This is a genomic window from Anaerobacillus sp. QJM3NY_17, assembly GCF_056173665.1.
Window position 1 is genome coordinate 2,521,897 of the sequence record NZ_CM149685.1, and the last position, 14,202, is coordinate 2,536,098.

General features: G+C 39.7%; 14 protein-coding genes. 2 read left to right on the plus strand and 12 right to left on the minus strand.

Translation table 11 applies throughout. The annotated features are described in order from the left end of the window. The first annotated feature begins 64 nt into the window (after nucleotides 1-64). Together AC0VYV_RS13225 and serA are read left to right on the plus strand one after the other, a co-directional pair. Nucleotides 65-313, plus strand: coding sequence for a ferredoxin (locus AC0VYV_RS13225; RefSeq protein WP_194221965.1), 249 nt, complete (start codon nucleotides 65-67; stop codon nucleotides 311-313). A 165-nt stretch (nucleotides 314-478) separates the two neighbouring features. After that, nucleotides 479-2,059: a phosphoglycerate dehydrogenase gene (serA, locus tag AC0VYV_RS13230; RefSeq protein ID WP_475365392.1), complete on the plus strand. Its 1,581-nt coding sequence runs from the start codon at nucleotides 479-481 to the stop codon at nucleotides 2,057-2,059. A 112-nt stretch (nucleotides 2,060-2,171) separates the two neighbouring features. Here the strand turns inward: serA and AC0VYV_RS13235 are convergent, their stop codons facing one another. The 12 genes from AC0VYV_RS13235 to AC0VYV_RS13290 form a co-directional block, all read right to left on the minus strand. Continuing rightward, a complete protein-coding gene (locus AC0VYV_RS13235) occupies nucleotides 2,172-2,981 on the minus strand; it encodes a histidinol-phosphatase (RefSeq protein WP_194222325.1) in 810 nt (269 codons plus the stop codon). Between the two features lie 176 nt (nucleotides 2,982-3,157). Continuing rightward, entirely contained in the window at nucleotides 3,158-4,948 is a 1,791-nt protein-coding gene (locus AC0VYV_RS13240) for an ATP-binding protein (protein WP_430246158.1), read from the minus strand. After that, nucleotides 4,948-5,664 (minus strand): response regulator transcription factor, encoded by a 717-nt coding sequence (locus AC0VYV_RS13245; RefSeq protein ID WP_194221968.1) that lies wholly within the window; start codon nucleotides 5,662-5,664, stop codon nucleotides 4,948-4,950. The genes AC0VYV_RS13240 and AC0VYV_RS13245 overlap by 1 nt, the downstream gene beginning before the upstream one ends. Nucleotides 5,665-5,795: 131 nt before the next feature. After that, nucleotides 5,796-6,995, minus strand: coding sequence for a c-type cytochrome biogenesis protein CcsB (gene ccsB / locus AC0VYV_RS13250; RefSeq protein ID WP_194221969.1), 1,200 nt, complete (start codon nucleotides 6,993-6,995; stop codon nucleotides 5,796-5,798). A 29-nt stretch (nucleotides 6,996-7,024) separates the two neighbouring features. Continuing rightward, entirely contained in the window at nucleotides 7,025-8,650 is a 1,626-nt protein-coding gene (gene resB / locus AC0VYV_RS13255; protein WP_475365393.1) for a cytochrome c biogenesis protein ResB, read from the minus strand. Between the two features lie 12 nt (nucleotides 8,651-8,662). Beyond that, nucleotides 8,663-9,190: a thiol-disulfide oxidoreductase ResA gene (gene resA, locus AC0VYV_RS13260; RefSeq protein WP_194221971.1), complete on the minus strand. Its 528-nt coding sequence runs from the start codon at nucleotides 9,188-9,190 to the stop codon at nucleotides 8,663-8,665. Between the two features lie 64 nt (nucleotides 9,191-9,254). Then, nucleotides 9,255-9,992: a pseudouridine synthase gene (locus tag AC0VYV_RS13265; protein ID WP_194221972.1), complete on the minus strand. Its 738-nt coding sequence runs from the start codon at nucleotides 9,990-9,992 to the stop codon at nucleotides 9,255-9,257. A gap of 139 nt (nucleotides 9,993-10,131) precedes the next feature. Further along, nucleotides 10,132-10,650: a spore maturation protein gene (locus tag AC0VYV_RS13270; protein WP_408962613.1), complete on the minus strand. Its 519-nt coding sequence runs from the start codon at nucleotides 10,648-10,650 to the stop codon at nucleotides 10,132-10,134. Continuing rightward, nucleotides 10,647-11,240 (minus strand): nucleoside recognition domain-containing protein, encoded by a 594-nt coding sequence (locus AC0VYV_RS13275; protein ID WP_226613861.1) that lies wholly within the window; start codon nucleotides 11,238-11,240, stop codon nucleotides 10,647-10,649. The genes AC0VYV_RS13270 and AC0VYV_RS13275 overlap by 4 nt, the downstream gene beginning before the upstream one ends. Continuing rightward, nucleotides 11,233-12,393: a D-alanyl-D-alanine carboxypeptidase family protein gene (locus AC0VYV_RS13280; protein WP_475367492.1), complete on the minus strand. Its 1,161-nt coding sequence runs from the start codon at nucleotides 12,391-12,393 to the stop codon at nucleotides 11,233-11,235. Before AC0VYV_RS13280 ends, AC0VYV_RS13275 begins: the two co-directional genes overlap by 8 nt. Before the next feature lie 69 nt (nucleotides 12,394-12,462). After that, a complete protein-coding gene (locus tag AC0VYV_RS13285) occupies nucleotides 12,463-13,011 on the minus strand; it encodes an isoprenylcysteine carboxyl methyltransferase family protein (protein ID WP_475373907.1) in 549 nt (182 codons plus the stop codon). A gap of 3 nt (nucleotides 13,012-13,014) precedes the next feature. After that, nucleotides 13,015-14,106: a type III polyketide synthase gene (locus AC0VYV_RS13290; protein ID WP_475365395.1), complete on the minus strand. Its 1,092-nt coding sequence runs from the start codon at nucleotides 14,104-14,106 to the stop codon at nucleotides 13,015-13,017. Nucleotides 14,107-14,202: the final 96 nt, after the last annotated feature.

Below are 14,202 nucleotides of genomic sequence, written 5' to 3' on the forward strand. Positions count from 1 at the left end.
ACTTTCATTTACGCATAAAATGACGATGAAAGGCATATAGAAGTATTGAATAGGAGGTTAAATCATGGCTAAGTATACTATTGTAGATAAAGACACATGTATTGCTTGTGGTGCCTGCGGCGCCGCTGCACCTGATATTTATGATTACGACGACGAAGGTATCGCATTTGTAACCCTCGATGACAACGAAGGTATCGTTGAAATTCCAGATGTACTTCATGAAGATATGATGGATGCGTTTGAAGGCTGTCCTACTGATTCTATTAAGATTGCTGATGAGTCATTTGACGGAGACGCTACAAAATTCGAATAATAAAGAATGGAATCCCCGGTTTAAATACCGGGGATTTTTTATTTTCGCATCTTTTTCACTAAAAAATGTTCCTAATGAAATTGACACTTTAGTGCTTTCATGATAAAAAGTAAGTTATTAAGTTTTCTAAAAAATGAGAAGAGAGAGACAAAGGGAGTGGAGAAGTTGGCTTACGTTTTAGTAACTGATGGTATTAAGGAAGATGGCTTACAGCCGCTTTTAAATGAAAGCACGATAACATGTGACATTGGATCATTAAATGACTTCACTGATCGTCTGGATCGGTATGAAGCCCTGCTTGTAAGAAGCGCGACAAAAGTAACAGCAGAAGTGCTCGATCTAATGCCTTCGCTTAAGATTGTTGCAAGAGCAGGTGTCGGTGTTGATAACATCGATATTGATGCCGCAACGAAACGAGGCGTCATTGTAGTTAATGCACCTGATGGCAATACTATCTCAACAACAGAACATACTTTTGCTATGATGGCTTCACTCGTTCGAAATATACCTCAGGGAACATCGTCATTGAAAAATGGACAATGGATGAGAAAACAGTATGTCGGAACAGAGTTAAGTGGAAAAACCCTTGGTATTGTAGGAATGGGACGTATCGGTACAGAGCTTTCTAGACGCTCTAGAGCGTTTGGTATGGATGTCGTCGTATTTGATCCATTCCTAACAAATGATCGAGCGGAAAAACTCGATGTAGAGTCCGTTGATTTGGATCAGCTGCTTCAAACGGCAGATATTATCACTGTTCATACTCCTTTAACTGATAAAACACGTGGACTCTTAAATAAAGAAACGCTAGCAAAAACTAAAAAAGGTGTTTTCTTAATTAACTGTGCTCGTGGAGGAATTATTGATGAAGAATCACTCATTCCTTACCTCGAATCAGGTCACATTGGCGGCGTAGCACTTGATGTGTTTGTGGCAGAACCACCAGAGGCTGACCACCCTCTCTTAAGCTTTGATCAAGTTATTGCAACTCCACACCTTGGGGCTTCTACAAAAGAAGCTCAACTTAATGTTGCTGCACAGGTAGCAGACGAAGTACTACACTTCCTGAAAGAGAAACCAATTCGAAATGCGATCAACCTCCCAGGTTTTTCAAAAGAAGAATACGAAAAAATCAAACCATATTACGAACTAACTCGTAAGATGGGAAGTATACTCTCACAATGTATGAAATCAGCAGTAAATCTCGTAGAAGTCACTTATGCCGGAAAGCTAACTGAATTAGATACAGCAATCTTGACAAGGAATTTAATGGCTTCCTTCCTTAAATCAAGACTGGACACTACCGTTAATGAAGTAAACGCCCCTTCTATCGCAAGAGAAAGAGGGATCACTTACGGTGAGAAACATAGTTCTGAAACACAGGGATACTCAAATCTTATTTCTGTAACAGTAAAAGGGGATAAAGAGGCCTTCTCACTTCAAGGAACATATATTAAAGAATATGGAGATCGCATTACTCAGTTAAATGGATTTGATATTGACTTCCATCCTCAAGGTCACCTGCTCTATATTCAGCACAATGACCGTCCTGGTGTCATTGGAAACGTAGGAAAGGTTCTAGGGGAACATAAGATTAACATCGCCACCATGCAAGTTGGAAGAAAGACAGCAGGTGGGGAAGCGATTATGATGTTATCTTTTGATAATGCATTACCAAAAAATATTGAAGAAACTCTCGAAGAAGTGCAAGATATCGTAAAAGTAGAACAAATCGGCGGCGTTTAATTCATCTAAAAAGGAACGGGAGCAATTAGCTCCCGTTCCTTTTTTTGTTGCATTTTTATCCCTCTGATTTGTGCGCCCATTTGAGCAACAACTTATCTTCACTCACCTATATTTATAACGATATCGACTTCCGCTCTCCTTTTTCGAACGTCATTAATTTAGAATATCCAACTGATTTAGCAAGCTCAACTGCCTTATCATAGTCTGCACCAACGTCTCCCGGAACGTGCGCATCTGATGAGAGGACAATTGGAATATCTTTTTCGTAACACATTTTAAGAAGTTCAGGATCAGGATACAATTCTCCTACTGGCTTACGCAACCCCGCTGTACTAATTTCCACGCATGTTTTGGAATGAGATAAAGCATTTGTCGCTCGGTCATATTGTTCAAGTAGAAAATCACGGCTTTCAGGTTTGTATTTAAATATCTTTACAAGGTCGAGATGACCTACGATATCAAACAAATTTGATTCTGCCAGTGTGACAACTTGATCAAAATATTTGCGGTAAACCGTATTAATATCACGTTCATCCCAAAGATGACGATATTCTGCTAGATCAATCCCAAAGTCTTCAACCCAATGAATGGATCCAATGACATAATCAAATCGATAGCTAGAAATAAAATCTTTCATTTCTTGATGTTTACCTGGGGTATAATCCATTTCAATGGACATCTTAACGTCCATCCCCTGTTTTTCCGCTTCCTGAAAAAGACGAACGTAATCATCCATGTTGTACCATCTTCTTTCGTTAACCCACGGATTGCTTAAAATATTTTCTGTTTCATAAAAATGATAAGCATGTTCGGAAATCCCAAAATGGCTTACATTTTTGCGCTTTGCTTCTTCAACAAACTGAGATAAATAATCAAGAGTTAATGTACCTTTTTCTAAGTGATTGTGATAGTCAGTATACATAGCTTCAGCTCCTTTTATCGAACTAGTTTGACTCTTCCACTTGTTATTGTAACGCATTAACGGGAAACAAGGATACCTATTCGTTACTCTTTTTCTTCGGTATAAAATGTCACAAATCAAAACAAAGAGCTTCCGGTTAATTCGGAAACTCTTTGAGTATATCGACGGAGTGCCTGTCACTCTTTCCCTTTATCAGGTATATAGAAAGAAAACGTTGTTCCTTCTCCGCTCTTGCTGTGAACGGAAATGTGGCCATGGTGAGATTCCACAATGTTACGAGCAATGGCAAGCCCTAGACCCGTACCTGACCTTCCTCTTGTACGAGCTTTGTCGGCTTTGTAGAAACGCTCAAACACGAATGGAAGATCATCTTCAGGAATGCCAGAACCAGTATCTTTCACATCGAACTGAACGCCTTTCTCAAGGGAAGTAATTAATAATCTTACTTCCCCTCCTCCTGGTGTATGTCTCACAGCGTTGTCTATTAAATTCGTTAATACCTGTTCAATTCTATCAGGATCAATCTTTAACATTCTTTCATCATTTGAAACATGGAAATTTAATTCCACTTGTCGATCTCGAGCAAGTCCGGAAAATTTCCTTACTATTCTTTGTCCAAAATCTTGCATATGAATACTGCTATAATGCAATTCGTTGTGACCGGCTTCCATTCTAGCTAAATCGAGCAGTTCATTCACTAGCCTTCCCATCCGCAAGGATTCATCGTAAATGATTTGAGCGACCTCTTTCTTTTCCTCGTCACTACTTGCGATATCATCTACGATCGCTTCACTATATCCTTGGAGCATCGCAATTGGGGTTCTAAGCTCATGAGACACATTCGCGATAAAATCCTTCCTAAGCTTATCCAAACGACGTTCTTCTGTCATATCCCTAAAGACAGCAACCGCTCCCCGAATAGCAGATTGGTTATAAAGTGGCGTCATTACAACAACCCAGCTCCGCCCCTGTAGTTCAACTTCTGTTAACTGTTCCCGCTCAAGTGTTACAACAAGACTAAACAATTCATTGATATCCTCAGGTACTTCATTACCAGGCTTTTCTTCCATTCCCTGCTCGTAATACCAGGCTTTCAAAAAACGTTCAGCAGGGGGATTCGTGCTTAATATGGCACCAGTTTTATCAAAGGTAATAACGCCATCCGCCATACTGCTTAAAATACTAGAAAGCTGTTCCTTCTCTTGATTCAACGCTGTAACATAGTTATTGAGTTGGCGCCCCATACGGTTAAACGCAACAGAAAGTTCGCCAATTTCATCGTGGGTCACCATCGGAACTTTTGTATCGAACTTCCCTTTTGCAACCTCTGTAGCTGCTTCTCTCATTTTCAGAAGTGGAGCGGTAATACGAGTAGATAAGAAGAAGGCAAAGATTGTCGTTAAAACAATGGCAATCCCGGCAGCTATGTAAATTAAATTTCTAGCCTGACTCGTTGTCTTTGCTATAACGTCAAGGGATTGGTAAAGAAATACCTCTCCGTTATCTTCTCCATCAAGTTCCATGGGCACACCGACGATTAGAAGTTCATTATGCGATGCGGCCGCTTCATCTGTAACGAAATCTCCCTTTTTAACAACCGTTTCCCGATCAGTAAATACCCCTTTTAAGATAGGGTCTTTTTTAAACACATCCAATGACAGCTCTGGTAACCCATGGGCATTGGGCGAATACCTACTATCCCCCTGGCTGTCATTTTCAACGATCATAACCCTAGTAGGATAAAAATCTGTGATTTCCCAGGCTGTGTCAAGCGCCTGCTCTCGATCATCATATCGTTCAATAACAGAAGCCACTTTATTAGCGAGTCGCTCCATTTGCTCTGCTTCTTTTTCAACATGAAAGTCTTCAAAAAATTGAAGCAATAGAATTGTTAAGATGGATAGCACAAATGCTACAAGTAAGATGATTGTAAGCCACAGCTTACCAACAACGCTTCTCCAAATCATTATTCTTTAACTGCCTCGAATTTATAACCCACTCCCCATACTGTTGAAATCATTGCAGCAGCATTTGGTGATACTTTATTTAGCTTCTCTCTTAGTCTCTTCACGTGCGTATCAACTGTTCGGAGATCTCCAAAAAATTCATAATTCCAGACATCTTTTAACAGCTCTTCTCTCGAAAACACTTTATCTGGAGCTTTTGCAAGATAATACAATAGCTCATATTCTTTCGGTGTTAAATTAATAATTTGTTCCTCCGCTAACACCCTATGAGCGTCATGATCGATTGTTAAATACGGAAATACAATTACGTTTTTAGTTGTGGTTTCGGTTTGTAAAAATTTCGTCGTCGATGATCTTCTTAAAAGTGCTTTAACGCGAAGAACGACTTCTCTTGGACTAAATGGTTTTGTAATATAGTCATCAGCCCCTACTTCAAACCCCTGTACGCGATTAGCCTCTTCCCCTTTTGCTGTAAGCATGATCACAGGAGTGGCTTTTTGTTCACGCATTTGCTGACAAACTTCTGTACCATCCATTCCCGGAAGCATTAAATCAAGTAAAATAAGATCGAAATCATCCTCAATTGCCATTTCCAGGGCTTGTTCTCCATTTTCAGCTTCTTCTATTTCATAATTCTCTCTCTCAAGATACATGCGCAATAGCTTTCTAATACGCTCTTCATCATCTACTACTAATATTCGTGCATCTTTTTCCAAGAAGATTCCCTCCTACATGAGCTCATGTGTTCTATTCTACCATGCCTATAGCAATCCAGACCAGTGATGAGAAACCGCATTCACCTCTCACCTTATAAGAAAACCTTCACAAATCGTGAAGGTTTTCGAAGTTATGCATAAGAATGAAGTCCAGAAATAACAAGGTTGACGACAACAAGGTTGAGCATAATGATGACAAAACCTACTACAGCAAGCCAGGCTGATTTCTCACCTTGCCATCCTCTTGAAAGACGAAGGTGAAGATATGCAGCATAAAAAAGGAATGTAACAAGAGCCCAAACCTCTTTTGGATCCCAACCCCAGAAGCGTGTCCAAGCAGCCTGCGCCCAGATCATGGCGAAAATAAGTGCTCCTAATGTAAACACTGGGAAACCAATCGCTACTGCACGGTACTGTATTTCATCTACCAATTCTTCATTCACATTTTTAAGTGCTGGTTGAATGGCAGCTCCAATTCGTTTCCTTAAAATTAATCGGACCAGACCATACAAGATCAGACCACCAAATATCGACCAGATTAACGTATTTAACTTATGTGCAGCTTTTTCCCCTTTCATCCATCCGGGTGCTTCAAAAAGAGGTCCAAATTCGTTTCCACTAACATATTGACCGTCTGTCGGCCCTGCTATGGCTGGCAATGTATAATCCACTGTTATCTGCTGCTCATTTTGATCAACAAATTGATAAGTAGAAGAATACCCAGCAGCTTCAAATCCAAGTGATAGGACAACAAATGCAATCGTGCTAATGAGAGAGTACATGACAAACTCAAGCCAGAAAGTTGATTTGCTCGCTTTAGATTGATTGACTGTTTTAACTAGATAAACAAGTCCTGCTGCAAAGCTAATGGATAGAATCCCCTCACCAAGAGCAGCTGTTGTAACATGAATTTTGAGCCAGTTACTTTGTAAAGCTGGAATAAGTGGCTGAATATCTGATGGGAATACACTTGCATAAGCAATCACAATAATTGCAACAGGCATTGCAAATACTCCGATAACATTGCTCTTATATATCAGATAAATGATTAAGAAAGCGAATACCATCGCCATCCCAAAGAATGTTGTAAATTCAAACAAGTTACTAACTGGTGCATGCCCTGCAGCAATCCACCTTGTAATAAAATAGCTCAGCTGAAAAAGAAATCCCACTGTGGAAAGAGCAAATCCCCACATTCCCCATTTTTTTGAATGGGTCACTTCATCCGACTTTCTCCACTTCTTACCAAACAAAGAAATAGCGAATACAATACTTGCTGCAAAGTAGATAAAGAAAGCAACATAAAGCAAGTTACTGCTTAATTGAGCCATCTTATCTTGCCTCCTTTCGTGCTAAACATCTATTTCTTTTCTTCCGACTGATCAAGTGGCATATCCAGACCAGTCTCTTTTGTAATGCTTTCTAGCTCTCGTTTCAAACCATACCAGTTTTTATTCGTGTGACAGGATAACCACATTTCGTCATTCCCTTTTCGAATCCAAATTCTTCGATGGTTCCAATACATCCCTTGAATAACACCAATCATGAAGATTGCGCCGCCGATCGCTAAAATCCATAATGTATTGTCTTTCCTTACGACTAAACCGGAAACATTTTTTGTATCTACATTTTGAAACGACATTTTGTAATCATTTTCTCCAAGAGGCTCTAAGTTCTGCTTAATCGCAACAAAAGCTACTTCTCCGTCAGGATGTTCTGGAGAAACCATATTAAGTATAAATGCAGGATTATTCGGAACTTTAGATTTAGTTGTTGGCTCACCCTTGTCATTAAATTCAAAATCTGGGAAGTAGTCCATTACTTCAACGCTGTAGCCGTTTTCAAGGTTGTATTCTTTCTCAGGATTATAAAGATCAATAGTAAGGTCACCTATAGACTCTCCGGACTCTTTATTGTCCATAGTAAATGACATCTTCTGAAGTTCATTCAATTTATAATCTACCTGGTAAATGGCATACCCTTCAAACTTAAGCGGTTTATTAACTTGAATCGGATGTTCTTTCACTTTCTCAAGTTCTGGATCCGTCCCAGCTACTCTTTCACCAACCTGCTTGTATAAAATAGCATCCGTTTGATAGTTCTTTGCCACGACTGCTTGTCCAGACTCTTCAATCGCATCTTTAAATTTCTCATCTTCATTATCATAAGTTTCTAGAATAAAGCCATCACTTTTTAAATAATAGGCTTCTTCCGTCCCTTTGATCTTCTCTGTTTCACCTTCTCTTAACCAGAGCACCTCATCAACATACATTCCAGGGAAAAAGCGGAGCATTCCGCCGATGAGGAAGAGAATGAGTCCGATATGATTTACGTAAGGTCCCCATCTGGAGAAGCGATTTTTCTCAGCAAATAAATGACCATTTTCTTCTTTAACATTGTACCTTTTATTTTCTAATGCTTGTTTAATGCCGTTTAAGTCAGGCGAATCATGGCTGAATTCCGTCTTGCCAAAATACTTCTGGCGCTTCATGAAACTTTCATGGCGAATGACTCGCTGCTTCTTTAATGAGCGATAAAGCGGGACAAACCGATCGAGACTGGCTACAATGAGCGAAAGTCCCAATGCGGCAATTAATAACATATACCACCATGAGCCGTATAAGTTATGAAAACCCAGGTCATAATACAATTGACCAAGTACGCCGTATTGTTCCTTGTAATAAACTGTCGGGTCTGACAGCGGTGGTATGTACATTTCTTGAGGGAAAATAGTGCCTATCGCTGAAGCTACTAGCAACAAGACGATGATCCAGATTCCGACCTTAACAGATGAGAAGAAATTCCAGATCTTATCGATGATCGTCGTTTTGTACGTTTGAGACCTCCGTGCACTTCCCTCGTATCTCATATTAAGCAGTTTCTTAGATTCTAAATCTCCTTGAAGCGGTTTACCACATACTTCGCATATCTCAGTTCCATAAGGGTTCACATGTCCGCATTCACAGGTGATGTTATTGTTGCTCATTGGAACACCCCATTACGGTTGGATTTGCTTCATATAGCTATCAATTACTTCCTCTGAAAGGCTGGCTTCCGTTTTTTGAACGACCTTGCCATTCTTGTCAATTAAAAAGGTTACTGGAATTGGCCCAACTCCATAGTGATTAGTTACATCATTGCTTTTATCAAGCAACACCGGAAAACTAAGGTTATACCGATCAGCAAAGCTTTCGGCAGTCAATTTAGGTTCCGAAACATTTACTGCAAGTATTTCGACGCCTTTTTCTTTGTATTCTTTATACTTCTTGTCCATCGCTGGCATCTCATCTTTACAAGGCTCGCAATAGGTTGCCCAAAAATTCAGAAAGACGCCTTTCCCTCTGTAGTCCTCAAGCTCTACTTCATTTCCGTCTAAATCCGTTAAAATAAAGTTTGGCGCTTGATCTCCGGCCTGTACGATTCCGCTTTCATTTGCAAAAAAGTTTGTATAGAACGTATAGCCGACTGCTATAAAGACGATAGTCAATATAACAGTCCGCACGATCAGCCGGTTTTTCTTTTTCATTCAACCAACTCCAATCAAACAAAGCAATACTACTCTCACTATAACGTGTCGATAAGGGGTCACCTTATCGTTTTTTTGAATTTTGTGTGACAGCTTGGTTACGAAGCTGCTTCACTTCGTAAGGTTTTAGCTCACGATAATCTCCAGGATTCATTCCAGTCAACTCAAGAAAACCATATCGTTCTCTCTTTAACTTTTGCACAGGGTAACCTAATGTTTCGAACATACGGCGTACCTGGCGATTCTTACCTTCATGAATGGTCAATTCTACAATTGATTTTCCTTTTTGTTTATCAACGGATAGAATTCTAGCTCGTGCTTTCGAAGTCTTTCCGTCTTCTAGCTGCACACCTCGCTCAAGCTTTTGAATGGTCTCTTTATTCATTAAGCCTTTCACTTTAGCAACGTACACTTTGTCTACATGATAGCTTGGGTGCATCAGCTTATTCGCAAAATCACCATCATTCGTTAAGAGCAAAACACCTGACGTATCGTAATCAAGTCGTCCAACAGGAAAAACCCGTTCTTCGATTTCATGGAAATAATCGGTGACGGCCTTTCTTCCTTTATCATCTTCTACTGTTGAAATGACGCCTGTTGGTTTATAAAACAAAAAATAAACCGGCTCTTCACGTTCTACCGGAATCCCGTTTACTTCAATTTTACAGCGCTCAGACACCTTTGTACCGAGTTCAGTTACGACTTTGCCGTTAACTTTCACTCTACCTTCTTCAATCAATGTTTCTGCTTTTCGTCTGGACGTTACTCCAGCTTGAGCAATTACTTTTTGCAAACGTTCCATCAAATTCACCTCACTAAAACATCATACTCTTGTCACAGTCAAACCTCAAGCACAGATTCATTCTATCATTTATTATGCTCAAACAGGAATGTTCCAAACATTCCGTTACAATAAAAAAAGCCATCGAATAAGATGGCTTCTATCCAAATACGAGAGTGACAAATATAATCGCTGCTGCCATCCCGACTAAATCTGCTAACAATCCAACTTTAAGAGCATTTCCCATTCGTTTGATGCCAATCGCCCCAAAGTAAACCGTAATGACATAAAGCGTCGTATCTGTACTTCCTTGCATGGTAGAGGCTAGCCTCCCAATAAAGGAATCTGGCCCATATGTGCTAATAATATCCGTTGTCATCGCAAGCGCACCGGTACCAGAAATCGGGCGAATGAGAGCCAAAGGAACGATTTCTGTAGGTACCCCAATCGCTTCTAGTGGTACTCTTAATAATCCACTAAGAAAGGCCATTGCACCAGATGCTCGAAAAACAGAAATCGCTACCATCATGCCTACCAAATAAGGAACGATCGAAACTGCAATAGAAAGCCCTTCTTTACCTCCTTCTACAAAGGTTTCATAAGTTGGTACTCTTTTCCACGTTCCGTACGCAAGAATAAACCCGATCAATAAAGGGATAATCCAGATCGATGCATTCACAGAGATCCTCCCCTTTTGCTTCTTCGATAGAAAAAGCGATCAATGAGGATAGCTCCAATTGTAGAACATGCTGTAGCAGCAATTGTTGTACCAACAATTTCCGTTGGTGAAACTGATCCATATTTCATCCGAATAGCTATAACACTAGTTGGGATGAGAGTTAAACTTGATGTATTGAGCGCTAGGAGGGTAATCATTGACCTTGTTGCATTATCTTTCATATCATTGAGCTTTTTTAACTCTTCCATTGCCTTTATCCCCATTGGCGTAGCTGCATTTCCAAGGCCGAACATATTCGCCATCATGTTCGAGAGAATATATCCCATTGCAGGATGATCAGGGGGAACTTCCGGAAACAGCTTCCGAGCTATCGGTTTAAATCCTCTTCCCAAAAGGTCTAACAGTCCTGCTTTCTGAGCAATCTTCATCAATCCAAGCCAGAAAATAAGAACACTTAACAACCCTATACAAACAGCTATCGCTTCTTCAGCCCCAGTAAATATTGCTTTATTGACCTCTTCCATCGTTCCATTAATTAGAGCAAATAGAATACCAATGAGAAATAAGCCAGCCCAGATGAGATTAACCATTCGGCTCACGTCCGATATCTAATGAAAATAACCCTTTAAAAAATCCCCATAATCCTTTTTCCTTTTTTTCAACGGAGTCAAAAGTAATTGGTGCTTTCACAATTGTCTTGTTATTTAGTTTTACAACATACATTCCAACAGGATCATCTGTTGACCCCATTTCATCCCACTTACTTTCATCTGGAGGTTCTACAAGTTGGATGGTGGAATCAATTTGATCTCTTTCTTCTGAGGTTAAAGGATAGGAAAGATCTCGATTCAATCTCACATTGCCTTTGTAAGGTTCATCCTTCACATCTTTAATAATCCCTTTAGGCTCAAGTAGAGTCAGCTCATAGTTACTATAACCCCAATTAAACATCGAAATATGATCATTCCAATCATCAGGCGCATCTAAGGTAACAGCAATAAGAGTCATACCATCACGTTCAGCAGTAGAAACGAGTGTACGCTTAGCTCGCTTTGTGTATCCCGTTTTCCCACCAGTAGAATCAGAGTATAAACTAGTTAACAGCTTATTTTTATTACGCCATACATAATCCCAATCCTCTGTCGCATTGGGTGCCTTATGTACTTTAGTACTTGAAATAATACGGTAAGTGTCATTATCCATGGCGTACTGTGTTAGGATAGCCATGTCATAAGCTGTCGATAGATGATTCTCATGATCATCAAGTCCATGAGGATTCATAAATATTGTGTGCGACATCCCAATTTCTTCTGCTTTCTGGTTCATCAATGTAACAAAGCCTTCTAAACTGCCTCCAACTTCTTCAGCAATTGCCACAGCAGCATCATTACCAGAACGAAGCATTAAACCGTATACCAAATTTTCAAGTTTTATTTTCTCTCCTTCTTTTAAATAGAGAGAGGAACCTTCTGTCCCAGCAGCGTTTCCACTGATTTTTACTGTTTCATTCATCTTACCTGACTCAATCGCAATGATCGCAGTCATAATTTTTGTGATACTCGCTATTCGTCTTTGTGTATAGGCATCTTTTTCGTAAAGAACTCTTCCTGTTTCTTGTTCAATTAGTATGGCACTTCTCGCTGAGACGCCTACTCCCTCTGCTACTACACCTCTTGGAATCATGAGAAACAACAGAGCAGCAATTAAAATAAAGACGCCAATTTTTGTCTTAAGCGATTTCATCATGACAGCCACGTCCCTTAAGCTCTATATTTGTACAAGTCTATGAGCAAGAGACGCAGTATATGTCTTTCATTCCTTTTCGGCATTCGGAAACATCACGGGATAATTGGTCGACTCTTTTAACGCTTTCTCTTCAGCGGGAATACGAACTCTCAGAAGTAATACTGCATTTAGCACAGTAAAAACAATCGCAGTGAAGTAAGAGGAGAAAATAAGTGGCAAAGAGAGAATTTCTAGTGCGACAATTACGTAGTTTGGGTGTTTCAAAAATCGGTAAGGACCCTTTTTTACAACATCTGCATCTTGTAGGACGATTATTTTTGTATTCCAAAAGCGGCCCAGACTTCTAATTGTCCAGACTCGAAGGCATTGAGCCAAAAGAAACACAAACAACATAACAGACCAGACGAAGGAGAGAGTGAAACCTCGTAAAATCGCTTCAATCGCTACTGCGAAAAGAAAGAAAATGTGTAGCAGCACAATGTATTTATAATGATTTTTTCCAACTTCTCTTGCTCCCTGCTCTTTCATCCACTTTTCATTTTTTTTAGCTATATATAGTTCAATTAATCTTTGAAACACAAGAAGGATAAAAACCCCAGTAAATATTAGCCCCATTTTTTATGCTCCTTTTTTCCATTCTAGCAGCAGCAGTTCTGAACAAAAACCAGGTCCGAGAGCTGCCATTAATCCAAGATGTCCATGTTTACACCCATTTCTCAAAAACTGGTCTAGTACGTAAATAACGGTAACTGAACTCATATTTCCATATTCTTTTAATACATTTCTCGATACTGCAGTCATCGACTTATCGAATCCGAGAGCTTCTTCATATGCTGTTAATACTTTTGTTCCTCCTGGATGGGCAATAAAATAATCTATTTCTTGCGTGGTCTTCTCTTGAATAGAGAGGAATTCCAGAACATTAGGTTCAAGCCAACTTGACACAATCGCGGGAATAGACTTAGAGAACACTACGTGCAAGCCTTCGTTGCTAACTTCCCATCCCATCACATCTTCTGAATCTCTCATTAATGTGGAGCGTGTGGCGACGATGCCTGGAATGCTCGGCAAGGTTGAACGTCTAAGAAGAGATGAAGTCTCACCTGTCAAAAGTACAGCTGATATCCCATCAGCAAAAAGTGCTGTTCCAATAAGGTTGCTCTTGGAAAAGTCACCATGTTGAAAAGTAAGACTACACAGCTCAACATTCACTACTAGAACAGCTTGATCAGGATGGGCAAGACAATAATCATTCGCTCTTGCAATACCTGCAGCACCACCTGCACAACCAAGTCCCCAGATGGGGATCCGTTTTGTATGTGGAGAGAATGGTAGGACATTCATAATTCTAGCCTCTATACTCGGTGTAGAAATACCTGTTGTTGACACAAAAAATATTGCATCGATATCTCTACAATCAATCATTTCATTTAAGTAAAAGGGATTGTTCAGACAGTCCAATACTGCTTCTTTAGCGTATTCAACAGAAAGAGAAACGTATTTTTCGTTTTTTTCTTCAAATGTTGGGCCACTACTATACCATTCTAGTGGCATAGCGAAATATCTTTTATCTATTTCAGCACTTTGAAAAACAGGTAGCAGACGATCTATATTTTTAAAATGTGGACCAAATTGCCTTTTAGCAAAAGTCGCAGCTTCTGTTTGCAGAAGACAATGAGGGGGTAAAGATTTTCCGATCGATAGTATCATTGATCTGAGCTCCTATTCCTACTCTTTTCAATTAGTGTTCGAAGTTTATTTCATTTTTATTCTAGAACCGTTAATAACTAGAAAAGAATGGAAGAT

Excerpts from the sequence above, each read along its gene's own strand:
- AC0VYV_RS13240 (WP_430246158.1), bottom strand. The coding sequence starts at position 4,948 with ATGATTTGGAGAAGCGTTGTTGGTAAGCTGTGGCTTACAATCATCTTA.
- AC0VYV_RS13235 (WP_194222325.1), bottom strand. The coding sequence starts at position 2,981 with ATGTATACTGACTATCACAATCACTTAGAAAAAGGTACATTAACTCTT.
- resA (WP_194221971.1), bottom strand. The coding sequence starts at position 9,190 with ATGAAAAAGAAAAACCGGCTGATCGTGCGGACTGTTATATTGACTATC.
- ccsB (WP_194221969.1), bottom strand. The coding sequence starts at position 6,995 with ATGGCTCAATTAAGCAGTAACTTGCTTTATGTTGCTTTCTTTATCTAC.
- AC0VYV_RS13275 (WP_226613861.1), bottom strand. The coding sequence starts at position 11,240 with ATGGTTAATCTCATCTGGGCTGGCTTATTTCTCATTGGTATTCTATTT.
- AC0VYV_RS13285 (WP_475373907.1), bottom strand. The coding sequence starts at position 13,011 with ATGGGGCTAATATTTACTGGGGTTTTTATCCTTCTTGTGTTTCAAAGA.
- AC0VYV_RS13225 (WP_194221965.1), top strand. The coding sequence starts at position 65 with ATGGCTAAGTATACTATTGTAGATAAAGACACATGTATTGCTTGTGGT.
- AC0VYV_RS13290 (WP_475365395.1), bottom strand. The coding sequence starts at position 14,106 with ATGATACTATCGATCGGAAAATCTTTACCCCCTCATTGTCTTCTGCAA.
- resB (WP_475365393.1), bottom strand. The coding sequence starts at position 8,650 with ATGAGCAACAATAACATCACCTGTGAATGCGGACATGTGAACCCTTAT.
- AC0VYV_RS13280 (WP_475367492.1), bottom strand. The coding sequence starts at position 12,393 with ATGAAATCGCTTAAGACAAAAATTGGCGTCTTTATTTTAATTGCTGCT.
- AC0VYV_RS13265 (WP_194221972.1), bottom strand. The coding sequence starts at position 9,992 with ATGGAACGTTTGCAAAAAGTAATTGCTCAAGCTGGAGTAACGTCCAGA.